General features: G+C 39.7%; 10 protein-coding genes and 2 tRNA genes. 8 read left to right on the top strand and 4 right to left on the bottom strand.

Features of this window, described 5'->3' with window-relative positions; genetic code table 11:
• The first annotated feature begins 79 nt into the window (after positions 1-79).
• Both DBR40_RS05790 and DBR40_RS05785 read left to right on the top strand, forming a co-directional pair.
• Entirely contained in the window at positions 80-2338 is a 2259-nt protein-coding gene (locus DBR40_RS05790; protein ID WP_124558810.1) for a GH92 family glycosyl hydrolase, read from the top strand.
• A 107-nt stretch (positions 2339-2445) separates the two neighbouring features.
• Positions 2446-5049 (top strand): glycoside hydrolase family 2 protein, encoded by a 2604-nt coding sequence (locus DBR40_RS05785; RefSeq protein WP_124558809.1) that lies wholly within the window; start codon positions 2446-2448, stop codon positions 5047-5049.
• Positions 5050-5146: 97 nt separating this feature from the next.
• On the opposite strand, the gene DBR40_RS05780 is transcribed toward DBR40_RS05785, so the two are convergent.
• The 4 genes from DBR40_RS05780 to DBR40_RS05765 form a co-directional block, all read right to left on the bottom strand.
• Complete coding sequence (locus DBR40_RS05780; RefSeq protein ID WP_025141835.1) at positions 5147-5473, bottom strand: 2Fe-2S iron-sulfur cluster-binding protein; 327 nt, start codon at positions 5471-5473, stop codon at positions 5147-5149.
• Positions 5474-5511: 38 nt separating this feature from the next.
• Positions 5512-6522 (bottom strand): NAD(P)/FAD-dependent oxidoreductase, encoded by a 1011-nt coding sequence (locus tag DBR40_RS05775; protein WP_039477703.1) that lies wholly within the window; start codon positions 6520-6522, stop codon positions 5512-5514.
• A 194-nt stretch (positions 6523-6716) separates the two neighbouring features.
• Positions 6717-7208, bottom strand: a complete 492-nt coding sequence (locus tag DBR40_RS05770) for a hypothetical protein (protein WP_124558808.1) — start codon at positions 7206-7208, stop codon at positions 6717-6719.
• Positions 7209-7211: 3 nt separating this feature from the next.
• Positions 7212-9338, bottom strand: coding sequence for a prolyl oligopeptidase family serine peptidase (locus DBR40_RS05765; protein ID WP_124558807.1), 2127 nt, complete (start codon positions 9336-9338; stop codon positions 7212-7214).
• 119 nt (positions 9339-9457) lie between these two features.
• Here DBR40_RS05765 and DBR40_RS05760 point away from each other — a divergent pair, with 119 nt between their 5' ends.
• From DBR40_RS05760 to DBR40_RS05735, 6 genes are all read left to right on the top strand, one after another.
• On the top strand, positions 9458-10207 hold the full coding sequence (locus DBR40_RS05760; RefSeq protein ID WP_124558806.1) for a UDP-2,3-diacylglucosamine diphosphatase: 750 nt from the start codon (positions 9458-9460) through the stop codon (positions 10205-10207).
• Positions 10208-10510: 303 nt separating this feature from the next.
• Positions 10511-11584 carry a peptide chain release factor 1 gene (gene prfA / locus DBR40_RS05755; RefSeq protein WP_124558805.1) on the top strand — a complete coding sequence of 358 codons (1074 nt, stop codon included), beginning with the start codon at positions 10511-10513 and terminating at the stop codon, positions 11582-11584.
• Between the two features lie 103 nt (positions 11585-11687).
• Positions 11688-11761: transfer RNA gene (locus DBR40_RS05750), tRNA-Asp, on the top strand.
• 196 nt (positions 11762-11957) lie between these two features.
• Positions 11958-12031 (top strand) — tRNA-Asp (locus DBR40_RS05745).
• Positions 12032-12276: 245 nt separating this feature from the next.
• Positions 12277-13488, top strand: coding sequence for a site-specific integrase (locus tag DBR40_RS05740; RefSeq protein ID WP_199748285.1), 1212 nt, complete (start codon positions 12277-12279; stop codon positions 13486-13488).
• Positions 13489-14007: 519 nt separating this feature from the next.
• Positions 14008-15831 carry an AAA family ATPase gene (locus tag DBR40_RS05735; RefSeq protein ID WP_124558804.1) on the top strand — a complete coding sequence of 608 codons (1824 nt, stop codon included), beginning with the start codon at positions 14008-14010 and terminating at the stop codon, positions 15829-15831.
• Positions 15832-15967: the final 136 nt, after the last annotated feature.

The following is a 15967-nucleotide window of genomic DNA, read 5'->3' as shown; positions in this document are numbered from 1 at the left end:
AATTCTTTTTCATTTTAAATGAAAATTAACGTAAAACGTTTTACTTTTAGGGCTTTAAAATCTATCGTAGGACAGAACCATGCATTTCAACAAAATCTCATCCATTCTATTTTTAACTGCCTCTTTATGTGTTAATCAGGCCTTTGCGCAGCAAAAAACTAAATTAACCCAGTATATCGATCCGCTAATTGGCTCGGCAAAACACGGGCACGTTTTTGTGGGTGCCAATGTGCCTTTTGGCGCAGTACAGCTCGGACCCAATAACATTTTCGAAGGCTGGGACTGGTGCAGCGGTTACAATTATGTGGGTAACACGATTACCGGTTTTGCACATACCCATTTGAGCGGCACGGGCATCGGCGATTTAGGCGATATTTCGATTATGCCAGCAACAGGGAAAACCTTGTTAGAAAAGGGTAAAACGGCCAACGATCCGGCAGGTTATCTATCTACCTTTTCGCACCAAAATGAAGTAGCTAAGGCCGGTTATTATAGTGTATTGTTAGATAAATATGGAATCAAGGCCGAATTAACGGCTACCGAAAGAGTAGGGTTTCACCAATATACCTTTAAAAATGCGTCCGAAACGCCGCATATTATCATCGATTTAATTGAAGGGATTGGCTGGGATGCTCCGGTATCGGCCTCTTTTAAACAGCTCGATGCCATGACTATTGTTGGGCACAGAAATTCGAAAGGTTGGTCCAGCGATCAACGCTTGTATTTTGTAATCAAGCTTTCTCAACCGGTTAAAGCCATTACTTTATATGATAGTACTGTTGTTAAAAGCGGAAAAGCATTAACCGGTAAAAAGCTGAAAGCTGTTGTCGATTTTGCTGCAATAAATAATGGCAAACTGCAGATTAAAGTGGCACTTTCGCCGGTAAGTATCGATAATGCTATTTTAAACTTAAAAACAGAGCTACCCAATTGGGATTTTGCCGCAACAGTTAAAAAAAGCGATGCTAAATGGGAAAAAGAACTGGTCAAGGTGAAAATTGATGCTTCTAATAACACCAAAAAAGTATTTTATACAGCTTTGTACCATACCATGGTTGCGCCTTCACTGTTTAACGATGTCAATAAAGATTACCTCGGCACAGATAAAAAGGTTTACAAAAAAGCCGGCTTTAATAATTTAACTACTTTTTCGTTGTGGGATACTTACCGTGCAGCCAATCCGTTGTTTACTATCCTGCACCAGGATAAGGTGAACGATGTGGTGAATACTATGCTGGCCATTTACAAACAGCAGGGTAAACTACCTGTTTGGCATTTAATGGGAAGCGAAACCAATACCATGGTTGGCTACCACGCTGTACCGGTTATTGTTGATGCCTATTTGAAAGGATACCGCGGTTTTGATGTAAACCTGGCTTATGCAGCGGTGAAACAATCGGCCATGCAGAAAACAGATGGCATTGAGTACATCCAGGAGCTAAAATATATTCCTGCCGATAAGGTAAACGAATCGGTTGGTAAAGCTTTGGAATATGCGATTGATGATTACTGTATTGCGCTGATGGCTAAAGCACTGAACAAAACCGCCGATTACAACTATTTCAACAAAAGAGCAAAGTTATACTGCCAGTATTTCGATCCTAATGTTCAGTTTATGCGTGGTAAACTGGCCAATGGAAACTGGAGAAGCCCATTCGATCCTTTTTCATCTAAACACCGTGAAGATGATTATGTAGAAGGCAATGCCTGGCAGTACACCTGGCTGGTGCCTCAGGATGTTGAAGGACTGATTAATCTTTTTGGAGGTGATAAACCTTTTATCAATAAGCTCGATTCGCTGTTTACCTTACCTTTAGATTTGGGAACCAATGGTTCGCCTGATATCAGTGGTTTGATTGGTAATTATGCACAAGGAAATGAACCCAACCACCACATTACTTATTTATATACTTACGCAGGTCAGCCCTGGAAAACGGCCGATCTGATCCGCAAAATAGATAAAGACTTTTATTCGGCTAAGCCCGATGGTTTGTGCGGTAATGAAGATGTAGGGCAAATGAGTGCCTGGTATGTTTTCAACGCTATGGGTTTTTATCCGGTAAATCCTGCAAATGGTGCTTATGTTTTTGGCACACCATTAATTAACGAAGCCAGCATTGCGCTTAGAGGAAGCAAAAAGTTCGATATTAAAGTAATCGGAAATAGTACCGACAATAAATACATTCAGAAAATTGTGCTAAACGGCAAGCCTTATACCAAATCATTTATTTTACACAAAGCGATTATGGCTGGTGGAAATATGCAGATTTATATGGGCAACAAGCCATCGGCAACCTGGGGTGTAAAAACTGAAGACAGGCCTGTATCAACCAAATAATATAAGTATGATTAAATTAGCGGATGCTTGAATGACTAGAAATATCCTACTCATTCAAACATCCGCTCATTCATTCCAATAAATCACTCATTCAATAATTAATAATAATGAAGAAAATATTTCTACTTCTTTTATGCTGCTCGGGTTTAATCGCAGGTGCGCAGCAGCGTTACGAATTAAATTCGGGATGGATTTGTACCAATGTCAAAGATATAAAATCAGATGGTGCAGCAATTTCTAAAACAGGTTTCGCGCTCAATAACTGGATGCCAGCTACAGTGCCCGGAACGGTGCTTACCACTTTGCTGAACAACAAAAAAGTGCCCGATCCATTTTATGGCATGAACAACGAAATGATTGCCGATGTTTACCACACGGGTAACGAGCATTATACGTATTGGTTTGTAAAAGATTTTGACGAGCGTGCAACAGGTAATGAGCAGGTTTGGCTACAGTTTAGAGGGATTAATTACAAAGCCGAAATTTATTTGAATGGCAAAAAGGTAAATCCTAAAACCCAGGTAGGGATGCATATACGGGCGCAGTACAATATTACCAAACTACTTGCAGCTAATGGTAAAAACAGATTGGCTGTAATTGTTTATCCGCCTGATTTTCCAGGCAATCCTAATGGTGGCCAGGGTGGCGACGGAACCATTGCCAAAGGTTTAACTACACAATATACTGCTGGCTGGGACTGGATTCAACCCACCCGCGATCGTAATACCGGTATTTGGGACAAGGTTACCATCGAAAAAACCAAAAGTATCAATCTCCAAAATCCACATGTGGTTACTTTGGTTCCGGGTAAAAGATTAGCAACAGGTAAGCAAAACCCGGCAACGGTGAAGGTTACTGTTGAGGTAGAAAACCCAACCAGCAACGCTGTTTCTGGTACACTGCAATACGAAATAGCAGGAAAGATAATTAAACAGCCTGCAACAATTGCCGCCAACCAAACTACTACTGTTAAGCTTTCAGATTTACAAATCGAGAACCCCAAATTGTGGTGGCCAAGTGGCTATGGCGATCAAAACCTTTACGATTTAAAGATCAGGTTTATTGCCTCAGCACAGGTACTGGATCAGGAAGCGCTTAAAGTGGGTATCCGCCAGATTGATAATATCTGGAACGACCATACCAAAAGCATGGGCACATTTGTAAATGGCCAAAAGATTTTTATTAAAGGCGGTAACTGGATTATTTCTGATGCGATGTTGCGTTTTACCGATGCGCGCTACGATGCTGAAGTACGTTACCACAAAGATATGAACCTGAACCTGATCAGGATTTGGGGCGGGGCAATTTTGGAAAGACCAGAGTTTTACAATGCCTGCGATAAATATGGTTTATTGGTTTTTCAGGATTTTTGGTTTAGCGGCGATTGTAATGGCCGCTGGGTAGATCCGATGAAAAAAGAAGATCAATGGACTAGAAGAAACTATCCAGACGATCATCCTTTGGTTTTAACGGCTATTGAAGATCAGATTAAACTCATCAGAAACCATGCTTCACTTGCGTTTTGGTGCGGCGGAAACGAAATTACCCCACCTGATGATATTTTAAATCCTTTGAAAAATGATATTCTTCCGAGGTTAGACGGAACACGTCAGTTTTTCGATTTCTCTAACAGCGATGAAATGTCGTACAATTCCATTGGTGGTAACGGCGACGGTCCTTATGGCATTCAGGATATTAAAACCTTTTGGGGAACACAGACATTCCCTTACAACTCTGAGGTGGGTTCGGTAGGGGTAGGCGACTACGCTTCTTTACTTCGCTTTATTCCGGAGAAAAACCTGGTTGCACCACAATATAAAGCCAAGCCAGATTCGGTATGGGATTATCACAAATACATTTCTTACGAGCAATATCTTAATCCTTATGGTAAACCAAAAGATGCTAAAGATTTTGCCATGAAAGCACAACTGGCCAATTACGATCAGTACCGCGCTTTAATGGAAGGTTTCTCGAACAAAATGTGGGATTGGTATACCGGTTCCATCATCTGGAAAACCCAAAACCCGTGGACAGCCATGCGCGGACAGATGTACGATTATTACCTTGACCCGAATGCCTGTTTATATGGTTTAAGAAAAGGTAGCGAGCCCCTGCACGTAATGATGAACCCTTTGGATAGTATGGTAACCATCGTAAACAATCGCTTTACCACCCGCAACAACTTAATGGTGCAGGCTAAAGCCTACGATATGGATGGGAAAGATTATTTCTACTCACAGGTATTTAATTCAGTTGGTCCATCATCGGTTAGAAGGTTGTTCCCTTTAAATGAGTTTTTAACCAAGCTTGATAAAAAAGAAGGCGTATTTGTTTCGTTAAGAATTTTGGATCAGCAGCAAAACATATTGAGCGAAAATATTTACTGGCTGCCTGGAAAAGATGGCGAATATTCTGGCCTGAAAAATATAAAACAGGCACCATTAAAAGTTGCTGCGGTTAAAAAGAATGGTAAGGTAGAAGTTACCTTAAGCAATGCTTCAGGAAATCCGGTTGCATTTTTTAATCGGGTAGCCTTAATTAACGGTAACAGCAACGAAAGGATATTACCCGCATTTTACGACGATAACTATGTGAGTATTTTACCGGGTGAAAGTAAAACCGTTACGGTAGAATATACAGATACACAAAATAATTTAGCTGTTGAGGTATATGGCTGGAATGTTGCTGCGCAAAAAGTGAATGTTCAGTAGAAAAGAGAAGACCTCACAGGTTTTTAAAACCTTTGAGGTCTGAAATAGAAAAGGCGATACTTTTGGTATCGCCTTTTCTATTTTATGTAGTTTGCAATTAGCTTACGCCGTGCAATTTCACTTTTAGTCCGTCCATATTGTTGTTTAACTGCAGTTGGCAGGCTAAACGCGAATTGGGTAATAAATCAGGTAAAGTATCTAACATGGCATACTCATCGTCTGTCATTTCGTTAAGTTTCTCTTCACCTTCCAAAACATCGACACAGCAGGTAGCACAAAGGGCCATTCCGCCACAGGTTGCCAAAATATCGTATTCTGATGCCTTTAAAAACTCCATCAGGCTTAAACCCATGTCGGTTGGTGCAACGTGTTCGGTAACCGAGCCATCCGGCTCTTGCATATATATGTTAATGTTGTTCTCCATTTTTAGCTCTCTTTATAACCGCAAATATAGCAGAAAGCTTAAAATTCTGAAACTCCGTTTACAGTTGTATATTTCATGGTATATTTCACACCAGGATTCATGTAAGAATAAGCACTGTGGCTCATTAATGCTGCCTCGTGGAAACCACACAGAATTAATTTTAGTTTATTGGTGTAAGTGTTGATATCGCCAATAGCATAAATACCCGGGATATTGGTCGAGTAATCATCAACATTTACCTCGATTGCACTTTTGCTGATGTTTAGATTCCAGTCTTCAATCGGGCCTAATTTAGGACTCAAACCAAATAAAGGAATTAAATGATCTGCATCTACAACAGTTTTTTCCATTGTACGGTTCTGTACAATTTCAACCTTTTCTAATTTATCGGTTCCGTGTACGGCTTGCAGGTTACTGTTTAAAATCAGGTTAATTTTTCCGCTTTCGGCCAATGCCATTACTTTAGCAACCGAATCTGGTGCACCACGGAAACTCTCGCTTCTGTGTACCAAAGTAAGCTCCGAACAAACTTCAGCTAAGTAAATCGTCCAGTCTAAGGCAGAGTCGCCACCACCGGCAATTACCATTTTCTGATCGCGGTATTTTTCCGGATCAAGGATCATGTAGTTAACACCCTTTCCGTTTTCAAAATTTTCTAAGTTCTCTACAGCCGGTTTACGTGGCTCAAAACAACCCAATCCACCTGCAATTACCACAACTTTAGCTTCGATTACGGTGCCCATATTCGTAGTTAAAACGAAATCGGCTTCGCCACGCTTTTCTAAACCTTCAATACGCTCGCCTAAAGTAAACGTTGGGTGGAAAGGCTTGGCCTGCTCCATTAGGTTATCAATAAGCTCCTGAGCCAAAACAGAAGGGTAGCCCGGGATATCATATATCGGTTTTTTAGGGTAAATTTCAGACAGCTGACCGCCAACCTGAGGCAGGTAGTCAATTAAATGGCAACGCATTTTTAATAAACCGGCTTCAAAAATGGCAAATAAGCCCACCGGACCAGCGCCTATTACGGCTATATCAGTAGTGATCATTAAAAAAAATTTGACGCAAAGTTACGAAATAAAGTATTATCAATTCTGTTATTTAGAAATATTCCAGATAATTTTGTAAATCTGTTGTATTCAATATTTTATATGCCCTGCCTCTGTTAAAAGCAAAAGTTAAGGGTTTTTAATGTTTTAAAGCAAATTATAATTGGTCTATAGGTTTAGTAGGATAATGGTTTTTAAACTTCGTTGGTATCGTACAATGACAGAATTTTAGCTTGTCCAATTAACTTTTGTCCTTCATAGATATCCCAAGCTTTTCCGAGTTGCAAATGTCGGTGTAGTTTTGGGGAATCGATAAATCTGACTGTTACATTTTTTTTCTCTCCGGGTTCTATAGTGTGCCAATCATTAAAAGTGATATCTCCAATAAAGGTTTGCAGCACTTCTTCCTGTTTACGCTCAAATACGTGATTTGGCCTAAACCCGGATACAAAACCCGTTTTACGGCCACCATGTTCTGTTGGTTTTAATTCTAATTCTGCTTTTACTATTATTAAAGAATTTGAGGTTTTATAAGTTGTGTCGTTGTAGCTCTCTAATGTGTATTTATCGTAGGCCATTAGGTCAAAGACCTTTGAATAGCCAGTTTTAAGCCATTTTTTGTAAATAAGGACTCCATTTTGATAAACATATAATTCGTTGTTCTCAATCTTTTTATAGGTTTTCATCATTTACCAGCCCATCCCTAAGTTCTGAAATACAAAACTCCATACATCTGCCGATTCCTCAATCAATTTTGTAGTTGGTTTTCCGGCGCCATGACCGGCTTTGGTTTCGATCCGGATTAGCATCGGGTTATCACCTTTGTATTTTTCCTGTAAGGTCGCCGCAAACTTAAAGGAATGCGCAGGCACTACCCGGTCGTCATGATCGGCCGTAGTGATTAAAGTAGCCGGATAATTTACGCCACTTTTTACATTGTGCAGCGGCGAATACTTGATTAGATAATCGAAATCAGCTTTTTTATCGCTGGTTCCATATTCTACTGCCCAGCCCCAGCCAACGGTAAACTTGTGGTAGCGCAGCATATCTAAAACACCAACTGCCGGCAGGGCCACTTTAAAAAGCTCGGGTCTTTGGGTCATGCAGGCGCCAACCAAAAGCCCTCCGTTTGAACCACCTGAAATGGCAATTTTAGCTGGATTGGTATATTTTTCTTTTATCAGGTATTCGGCAGCAGCAATAAAATCATCAAAAACATTTTGTTTCTTCTCCATCATACCACCTTTGTGCCATGCTTCACCGTATTCGCTGCCACCACGCAGGCTCGGTTGTACGTAAATACCGCCATGCTCTAAAAACAACATGCGCGATAAGCTAAAACCTGGTGTTAAGCTGATCTGAAAACCACCATAACCGTACAAATAAACGGGATTATTGCCATCGAGCTTGATGCCTTTTTTGTGTACAATAAACATGGGCACTTTAGTGCCATCTTTTGATGGATAAAATACGTGTTTAGTTTCGTAATTTTCGGTATTGAGCTGAATAGCCGATTTTCTGTATAAAGTAGATTCGCCTTTTTTCAGATCGTAGCGGTAAATAGAGCTTGGTGTGGTGAAGTTAGAAAAGGAATAAAAGAATTCCTGATCTTCCTTATAGCCGCCAAAACCATCAACGGTGCCAATAGCGGGCAACTTTACTTCACTAATTTTTTTGCCGGTTAAATCGAACTGAACAATATTGGTGCTGGCATCTTTTAAATAAGTTGCCCATAAAAAGCCACCACCTGTAGCAATGTTCTCCATGGCCAGCTTTGATTCCGGAATAATTTTCTGCCAGTTTTTTCGATCGTTATTTTTCGGGTCGACCAGTACGATCTGCTTGTTTTCGGCATCCAGATCGGTGCTTAACAAAAGTTTATCGTCCACATTATCTACTACACCATGGTTGTTTTCAAAACCCTTTACCAGTTGGGCAATTTTACTGCCGGGTAATTTTAAATCCTGATAATACAAAGCATTGCCAGAAGTACCTGCATTGGCGTAAATAACCAAAAAGCGTTCATCTTCTGTAACACTGGCCCCAAAGTACAGGTTCGGATTGGTTTTATCTTCAAAAATCAGCTGATCGTTTTTCTGCGGATCGCCCAGTTTATGGTAGTATACTTTCTGGTATTTATTGGCCGCAGAAAGATCGGTGCCCTTTACCGGCTCATCGAACTTACTGTAGTAAAAACCATCGCCTCGCCAGGCCGCACCAGAGAATTTGGTCCATTTCAGTTCGTCGCCCTGTTTCATTTTGGTGGCCACTTCCATTACATATATATTACTCCAGTCTGATCCGGCCTGGGCTACAGAGTAGGCCAGGTATTTTTTATTGTGCGAAAAGCCAAGCAGCGAAACAGCCGCAGTTCCATCGGCAGTCAATTTGTTGGGATCGAGGAAAACTTCTTCCGCTCCATCCAGTCCTTTTTTAATAAACCAGATGCTTTGGTTCTGCAAGCCATCGTTTTTGGTAAAGAAATAATATTCGCCCACTTTAAACGGGGCGCTTTCTTTGGGATAATTCCAGAGGTCGGTTAGCCGTTTTTTAATATCGGCGCGGTAAGGAATCTGCTCGAGGTAATTTTGGGTTACCTTATTTTCTGCGTCAACCCATGCTTTGGTTTCGGCCGATGTATCGTTTTCGAGCCAGCGGTAAGGATCGGCTATTTTGTTGCCAAAGTAATTATCGGTGGTACTATCTTTTTTCGTGTTGGGATATTTCATTAATGTTATTTTTTCTGCGGCTTGCTTTTCTGGTTTACAAGCGAAAAGACTTACTGCAAATAAGCTCAATACAATTTGTTTTTTCATATTCAACAAGATTTATTTACTAATATATGTTTTTATAGAGGGATTACACAGATTACAAGGCTTTGCGCTTTAGTCTTTCACCTTGCTCTTTAGTCTTTTTACCTTACCTTTGCCTGTACATGGCCAAGAATATTTATTTCGCTTCCGATTTTCATTTGGGTACCCCGGATTATGCTGAAAGCCGCGCACGTGAGGCACGCATTGTAAGTTGGCTGAATTTTATAGCGCCAAGCTGTGCCGAGCTTTTTTTAATGGGCGATATTTTCGATTTCTGGTTCGAGTATGCGAAGGTAATACCGAAAGGTTTTATCCGCCTACAGGGAAAACTGGCGCAAATGGCCGATTCGGGGATAAAAATCTATTTCTTTAAAGGGAACCATGACATGTGGGTGCGCGATTATTTTACCCAAGAAATAGGACTGGAAATTATCAGTGATGAAATGATTATGGAGCGTGGCGGAAAGAAATTTTACCTGCACCATGGTGATGGCCTTGGTCCGGGCGATAATAAATATAAATTTTTACGGAAAATTTTTAGAAGCGGGCTCTGCCAATGGTTATTTGCCCGTTTACACCCCAATTTGGGCATTGGTATTGCCAATGGCTGGAGCAGAGGAAGTCGGGCCGCGCAAACAGAAAAGGAAGTTTTTTTAGGTGAGGATGAAGAATGGCTGGCCATTTACGCTAAAGAACAATTGCAGCAAACACATTTCGATTATTTTATTTTTGGGCACAGGCACCTGCCGCTCGATATCGATTTGGGTAAGGGAAGTAGGTATGTAAATATTGGCGAATGGCTCAATTACAATTCCTATGCTGTATTTGACGGAGAAGAGTTAAAGTTAGAATATTACCAGCCTAACGATTAGATTAACTTTATGTCTGGTGAAAGCACACTGTATCTAAACCTGATAGAACGGGAAGCCCGGAGCGAAGTCTGAGTGAGGATATGGAGAGATAGCAGGACTACTGGCTGCCATTGGCACAGAATCTTTCATTTTCCAATAATGCTTCCTGGGTTTCAGTTTATACCTAAGCGCATAACCAATTCAAACAGTTGGCCAACTAACCCTCCGATCTAAACAAACAAATTCAGCTTTTTTCCTTATTTTTGCATTTTCCTTAATTTTTGGCCCTATGCCAACAGCGCGGAAATTTCAACAAGAATAAATATGTTAGACAAATTAGAAGCTATAAAACTACGCTGGGAAGATGTAGAAGAGCAATTGAGTAATCCTGATGTGATACAGGATATGAAACGTTTTGCGGCTTTAAATAAAGAATATAAAGACTTAGGCAAAATTGTAGACGAGTATAAGATTTACAAGAATGTGATGAGTAATATCGATGCCAATAAAGAAATTTTAACGGCAGAGAAAGATCCTGAAATGCGTGAAATGGCGAAAGAGGAACTGGATTTGCTGTTGAAACAGCAGGAAGAAATGGAAAGCGCAATTCGTGTGATGTTGATTCCTAAAGATCCGGAAGATGCTAAGAACGCTGTTTTTGAGATTCGTGGTGGTACTGGTGGAGATGAGGCCGCATTATTTGCAGGCGATTTATACCGCATGTACACCCGCTTTTTCGAAACCAAAGGTTGGAATGTTGAAACCGTTGATGTGACAGAAGGTACAGCAGGCGGTTACAAAGAGGTAATTTTAAAAGTAAGTGGCGAAGATGTATACGGCCAGTTAAAATACGAAAGTGGTGTGCACCGTGTACAACGTGTGCCCGATACCGAAACCCAGGGACGCGTGCATACCTCTGCAGCATCGGTAGCGGTATTGCCGGAGGCTGAAGAAATTGATCTTTATATTAACCCTGCAGATATTGAGCTGCAAACTTCGCGCTCGGGAGGGGCAGGTGGTCAGAACGTAAATAAAGTAGAAACCAAGGTGCAGTTAACGCATAAACCTTCGGGCATTGTAGTGGTGTGCCAGCGTGAACGTTCGCAATTGGGTAACCGGATTATTGCGATGGAGATGCTGCGTAGTAAACTTTATGACATCGAATTGCAGAAAAAGAATGGTGATATTGCCGCTAAACGTAAAACAATGGTGTCAACTGGCGACCGTTCGGCAAAGATCAGAACCTATAATTATCCACAGGGAAGGGTTACCGAACACCGCATTGGTTTAACAATGTATAACCTGCCAACCATTATGGATGGCGAGATTCAGGAGATTATTGATGCCCTTCAGTTTGCTGAAAACGCTGAAAAGATGCAGGAAGGTGCTGCAAATTAAGTAGTTGCAATTATTTTAAAAAAAAGTTTGCGAATTAATATATAGTCTCTATATTTGCAACCTCGAAAGAGACAAGAGGTTCGAACTTTAAAGGAGAACAAAAGGAGTGGTAGTTCAGCTGGTTAGAATGCCTGCCTGTCACGCAGGAGGTCGCGGGTTCGAGTCCCGTCCATTCCGCAACAAAAGCCTTAACTTGAAAAAGTTGAGGCTTTTTTGTTTTACAGCCTTTCCGGTAAAATTATTCGGAATGAGGTTCAGCGCGTTACGTAATTATAGCATAAAATGTTGCTTCATATAGTGATAAACCAAATATAGTCTCTATATTTGCAGTCCCGAAAGGGGAAAGAGGTTCGGACTTTAAAGAAGAACAAAAGGAGTGGTAGTTCAGCTGGTTAGAATGCCTGCCTGTCACGCAGGAGGTCGCGGGTTCGAGTCCCGTCCATTCCGCGAAAATAGTTTTAAATCCAACTAAAAGCCTGTAAATTAAATGTTTACAGGCTTTTTCGTTTTCTGAAAGCACCAAATTATTCATTTTTTCGCAAGAAAAAGGTGAGCAATTCGGTGAGCACATTAAACGGTATGAATGCTCACCAATTATAGCTTAAACAGTTGTTTATAAGCTAGTTCAATCATTGAACATCTTGACTGTAAGTGACGGAATTAACAATTTTGTTTCACTTTAATCATTTGTCATGAGAACAAACATGAATCTGCTTTTTTATTTAAAAAAGCGCTCCACTTACAAAAACGGCCCTGTAACCATCTATTTACGCTTTACAATTGACGGGAGAAGGGCAGAAACCTCGACAGGAAAAACTTGCGATCCCAATCGCTGGAACACACAGGCGGGACGAGCCGCTGGTAGCAAAGAAGAAACCAGGGTTTTAAATGCTTACCTGGATAAGTTACAATCAAGGGCTCAGGAGCTTCACCAGTTAATGACATCGGGAGAAGAGACCGTTACGGCAGAAACGATTAAAAACCGTTTCATTGGCAAAGCGTTTCAATCAAGGACCCTAGTAGCCATATTTGAAGATCACAACGCCAAGATGAAAAGCCTCATCGGCAAAGAATTTGAAAGAAGTACCCTTCAACGCTATGAAACCTGTCTAATGCATGTTAAAGACTTTATGCAGTTAAATTATGATGTCTCAGATATTCCTGTTTCAAAGATCAACTTTGCTTTCATAGTCGATTTTGAATACTACCTTAGAAGCGTTCGCAATTGTGGTAATAACTCCGCAATTAAATACATCAAAAACCTTGGGAAAATTGTTCGGATATGTCTTGGTAACGGGTGGCTGATTGTTGATCCATATCTTGATTACAAACCAAAACAGAATGCCGTACACCGAGCTGTACTCACAAAAGAAGAGCTAAGCCGAATCAAAGAAAAAAAGTTCAGTATGGAGAGGGTTGCTACGGTTCGCGATATGTTTGTTTTCAGTTGTTACACAGGACTTGCTTATGTAGATGTGTGTAAATTGAAGCGTTCTGAGCTGATTAAAGGCACAGATGGCAATTTATGGATATACACAAGCAGAAAGAAAACCTATATACTTTCACGGATACCGGTGTTGCCAGCAGCTCTAGCTATAATTAAAGCCTATGAAAACCATCCCCAGTGTGTTGTCAAAGATACCTTGCTTCCAATGATGAGCAATCAGAAACTGAATGCGTATTTAAAGGAGATAGCAGACCTGTGTGATATCAGAAAGTCGCTGACTTTTCATATTGCTAGGCATACTTTTGCGACCACTATAACGCTCAACAATGGTGTGCCTATAGAAAGCGTGTCTAAGATGATGGGGCATACTAGTATCAAAACAACACAGATTTACGCAAAAGTTCTTGACCATAAGATTGGTTCCGATATGCAGAAAATTATTGGGATAGTAGATTGATTTAGAACTTTTGGCTGATAAGGGATGTGTTCCGTGATGTTTTCTTCAAATCTACAATTAGATATCTTTAGGCAAAAAAGGATGCAACATTTGCTGGAGAGTACTGAAAAAATCCTTGTAAAAAAATGTTGTACTAAACGTTGAGAAAAAATGGCGAATAAGGTCTTTTAAAATCGTCTAATTGCAAAATAAAATTTAGAAGATCGCGAATATCTCATTGAAAAAAGGCTTATGAAATAAAAATTCATAAGCCTTTTTTCAATGAGTAGTTTTTCAGTGCCCTCCATTCGCTGTGGCGTCCTTTTATCTAAATTAACGCTTTAGTTTATGAATGATGAGAGGCTCTCACCCATCGCTTTTTAATTTGAAAGACTTGTGCTGGTTTCAAAACAGCTGGTAAACGATTATTCTTTTAATAGAAGGAACTTTTTGCTACTTTTAAAGGCTCTCAAATATTATCGCAGTTCAGTTCACAAGACACATTGCTCAGATATTTGTTGGCTATTAAACCGGCATAAAATGGAATTGACAGTTGTATCTAGGTATTTAGATAATATTTTTGACGCATGCAGAGCACATCAACCAGCTGAGATTGATTTGTTCGATATGCAGCATTGGCGAGCTACACTTTTAGAATTAAACAGCCTGCTTGCGAAGAAAGGAGAGGAATATAACTTCGTAAAAACCATTATTCTATCCTATGAACATTTCGTCGAATCCTTGCCAAAAATTAATTCATCATATGATGAACTAAGTGAAATTGAAAGAAATAATTTTATAATTGCAATAGAGGATGGCTATGCTGTGATGTTAAGTCGCCTAAAACAACTGCGGTTTAATCTTTCCTTTTACGAAAAGTTCGGGTATTTTAATAATAATGTCGTTGCTGTTGGTGCAAATGGAAGTGGTAAAACATCTCTGGCTGATAATTTGAGGAGTAGTTTAAATAATAATGGACTTGTTATTTCTGCTCAACGGGTGCTCTTTATTCCTGAATTGGATAACATTCCCAATCCTCAGCTTAGTCAAGAACGATGGGTGGATATGAACCAGAAATCCAGGACCTTTAAAAATATTGGCGATTTTCTACAAATTAAGGAGGAGTTTGGTTTCGTTCTTGAAAATCTGATTGCTAAGCATTGCAGTTATGCTATTGATATGCTTGATAGTCCCAAAGGTGGAACCCGACCTCCATCTGAGCTTGAGACTACTCTCCTGATCTGGAATAATGTGTTTGAACATAGGAAATTGAAACTTGTACAAGGAATAAAACTAAAAGTGTTTTTCAATGATAAATCGTATGAGCCAATTCGGCTGAGTGAAGGAGAAAAATCGGCGCTATATTTAGTCTCACAGGTAGTTCAAGCCCCTATAAAGGGTTTTATCATTATTGACGAACCAGAAATGTACTTACATAAGACCATAATTTCAAAGATATGGGATATGCTGGAACGGGAGCGAGATGATTGTACATTTATTTATCTAACGCACGACTTGGATTTTGCTGTTAGCAGAAATACGGCTGCTAAGGTATGGTTAAAATCATTTTCATACCCCAATGATTGGGATATAAAAAGTATACCCAAAAATGATATACCTGAAAAATTAATGCTCGAACTTCTGGGCAGCAGAAAAAATATTCTTTTTTGCGAAGGTACAAAAGGCAGCATAGATCAGAGTATTTACGAAATGCTATTGCCAGATTACACTATTATCCCAGTTGAAGGATGTATGAATGTAATCAATTTCACCAAAGCATATAATAAGATTCCACACCTAAATACAAAGGCATTCGGGATAATAGATTCTGATCACCATAGTTCGGAAAGGTTGGAAAAGCTACGAGATAAAAATGTCTATAATATTAAATTGGCTGAGGTTGAAAACCTGTTTCTAGAAGAAAAACTTTTGAATCTGGTTGCCGAAAGACTTTTCAATAACCGTGTTGCACAGATCAAGTCTGATATTATCAAGGAACTTGATAAAGAGAAAGAAATTCAGGCTTCAAGGTTTATTACTAATAAAATCAACAATATTTTTAATGACACGCATGTAGTTAAAGCAAATAATGCGGAGGAAATTGAAGAAAATCTCTCAAATTTCAACGCTAAGATTGAAATAAAGAAATGGTATGAAGAACGGATAGTTTACATTGACTCAATTGTTTTAGGCCAGAATTATAAAGAGGTGATTTCTATTTTTAATAATAAAGGGCTTAAGGCTATTGTTGAGCGGCATTTCGGGAAGAAAGATTATACCGGTTTTGTTATGCAGTTGGTTCGGGCGAACCCTGATGCGTTAAAAATCGTTAGAAATTTACTACCTAAAGAGCTAATTGAATAGGCAAATAGATATTGAAATGGTCGGTCAAGCTTGAAATGCACATATAGTGCTATTTAGGTTTTTTAGCAATGCACAAGTAAAACATTATATTTATACTATACAAAATATAAGTAAGCACTGTCTCGTCCTGAAATTA

The organism is Pedobacter sp. KBW01 (genome assembly GCF_003852395.1).
Lineage (GTDB): Bacteria > Bacteroidota > Bacteroidia > Sphingobacteriales > Sphingobacteriaceae > Pedobacter.
Note: the sequence above shows the minus strand (reverse complement) of the source record. Positions and strands in the feature narration are given on the sequence as shown.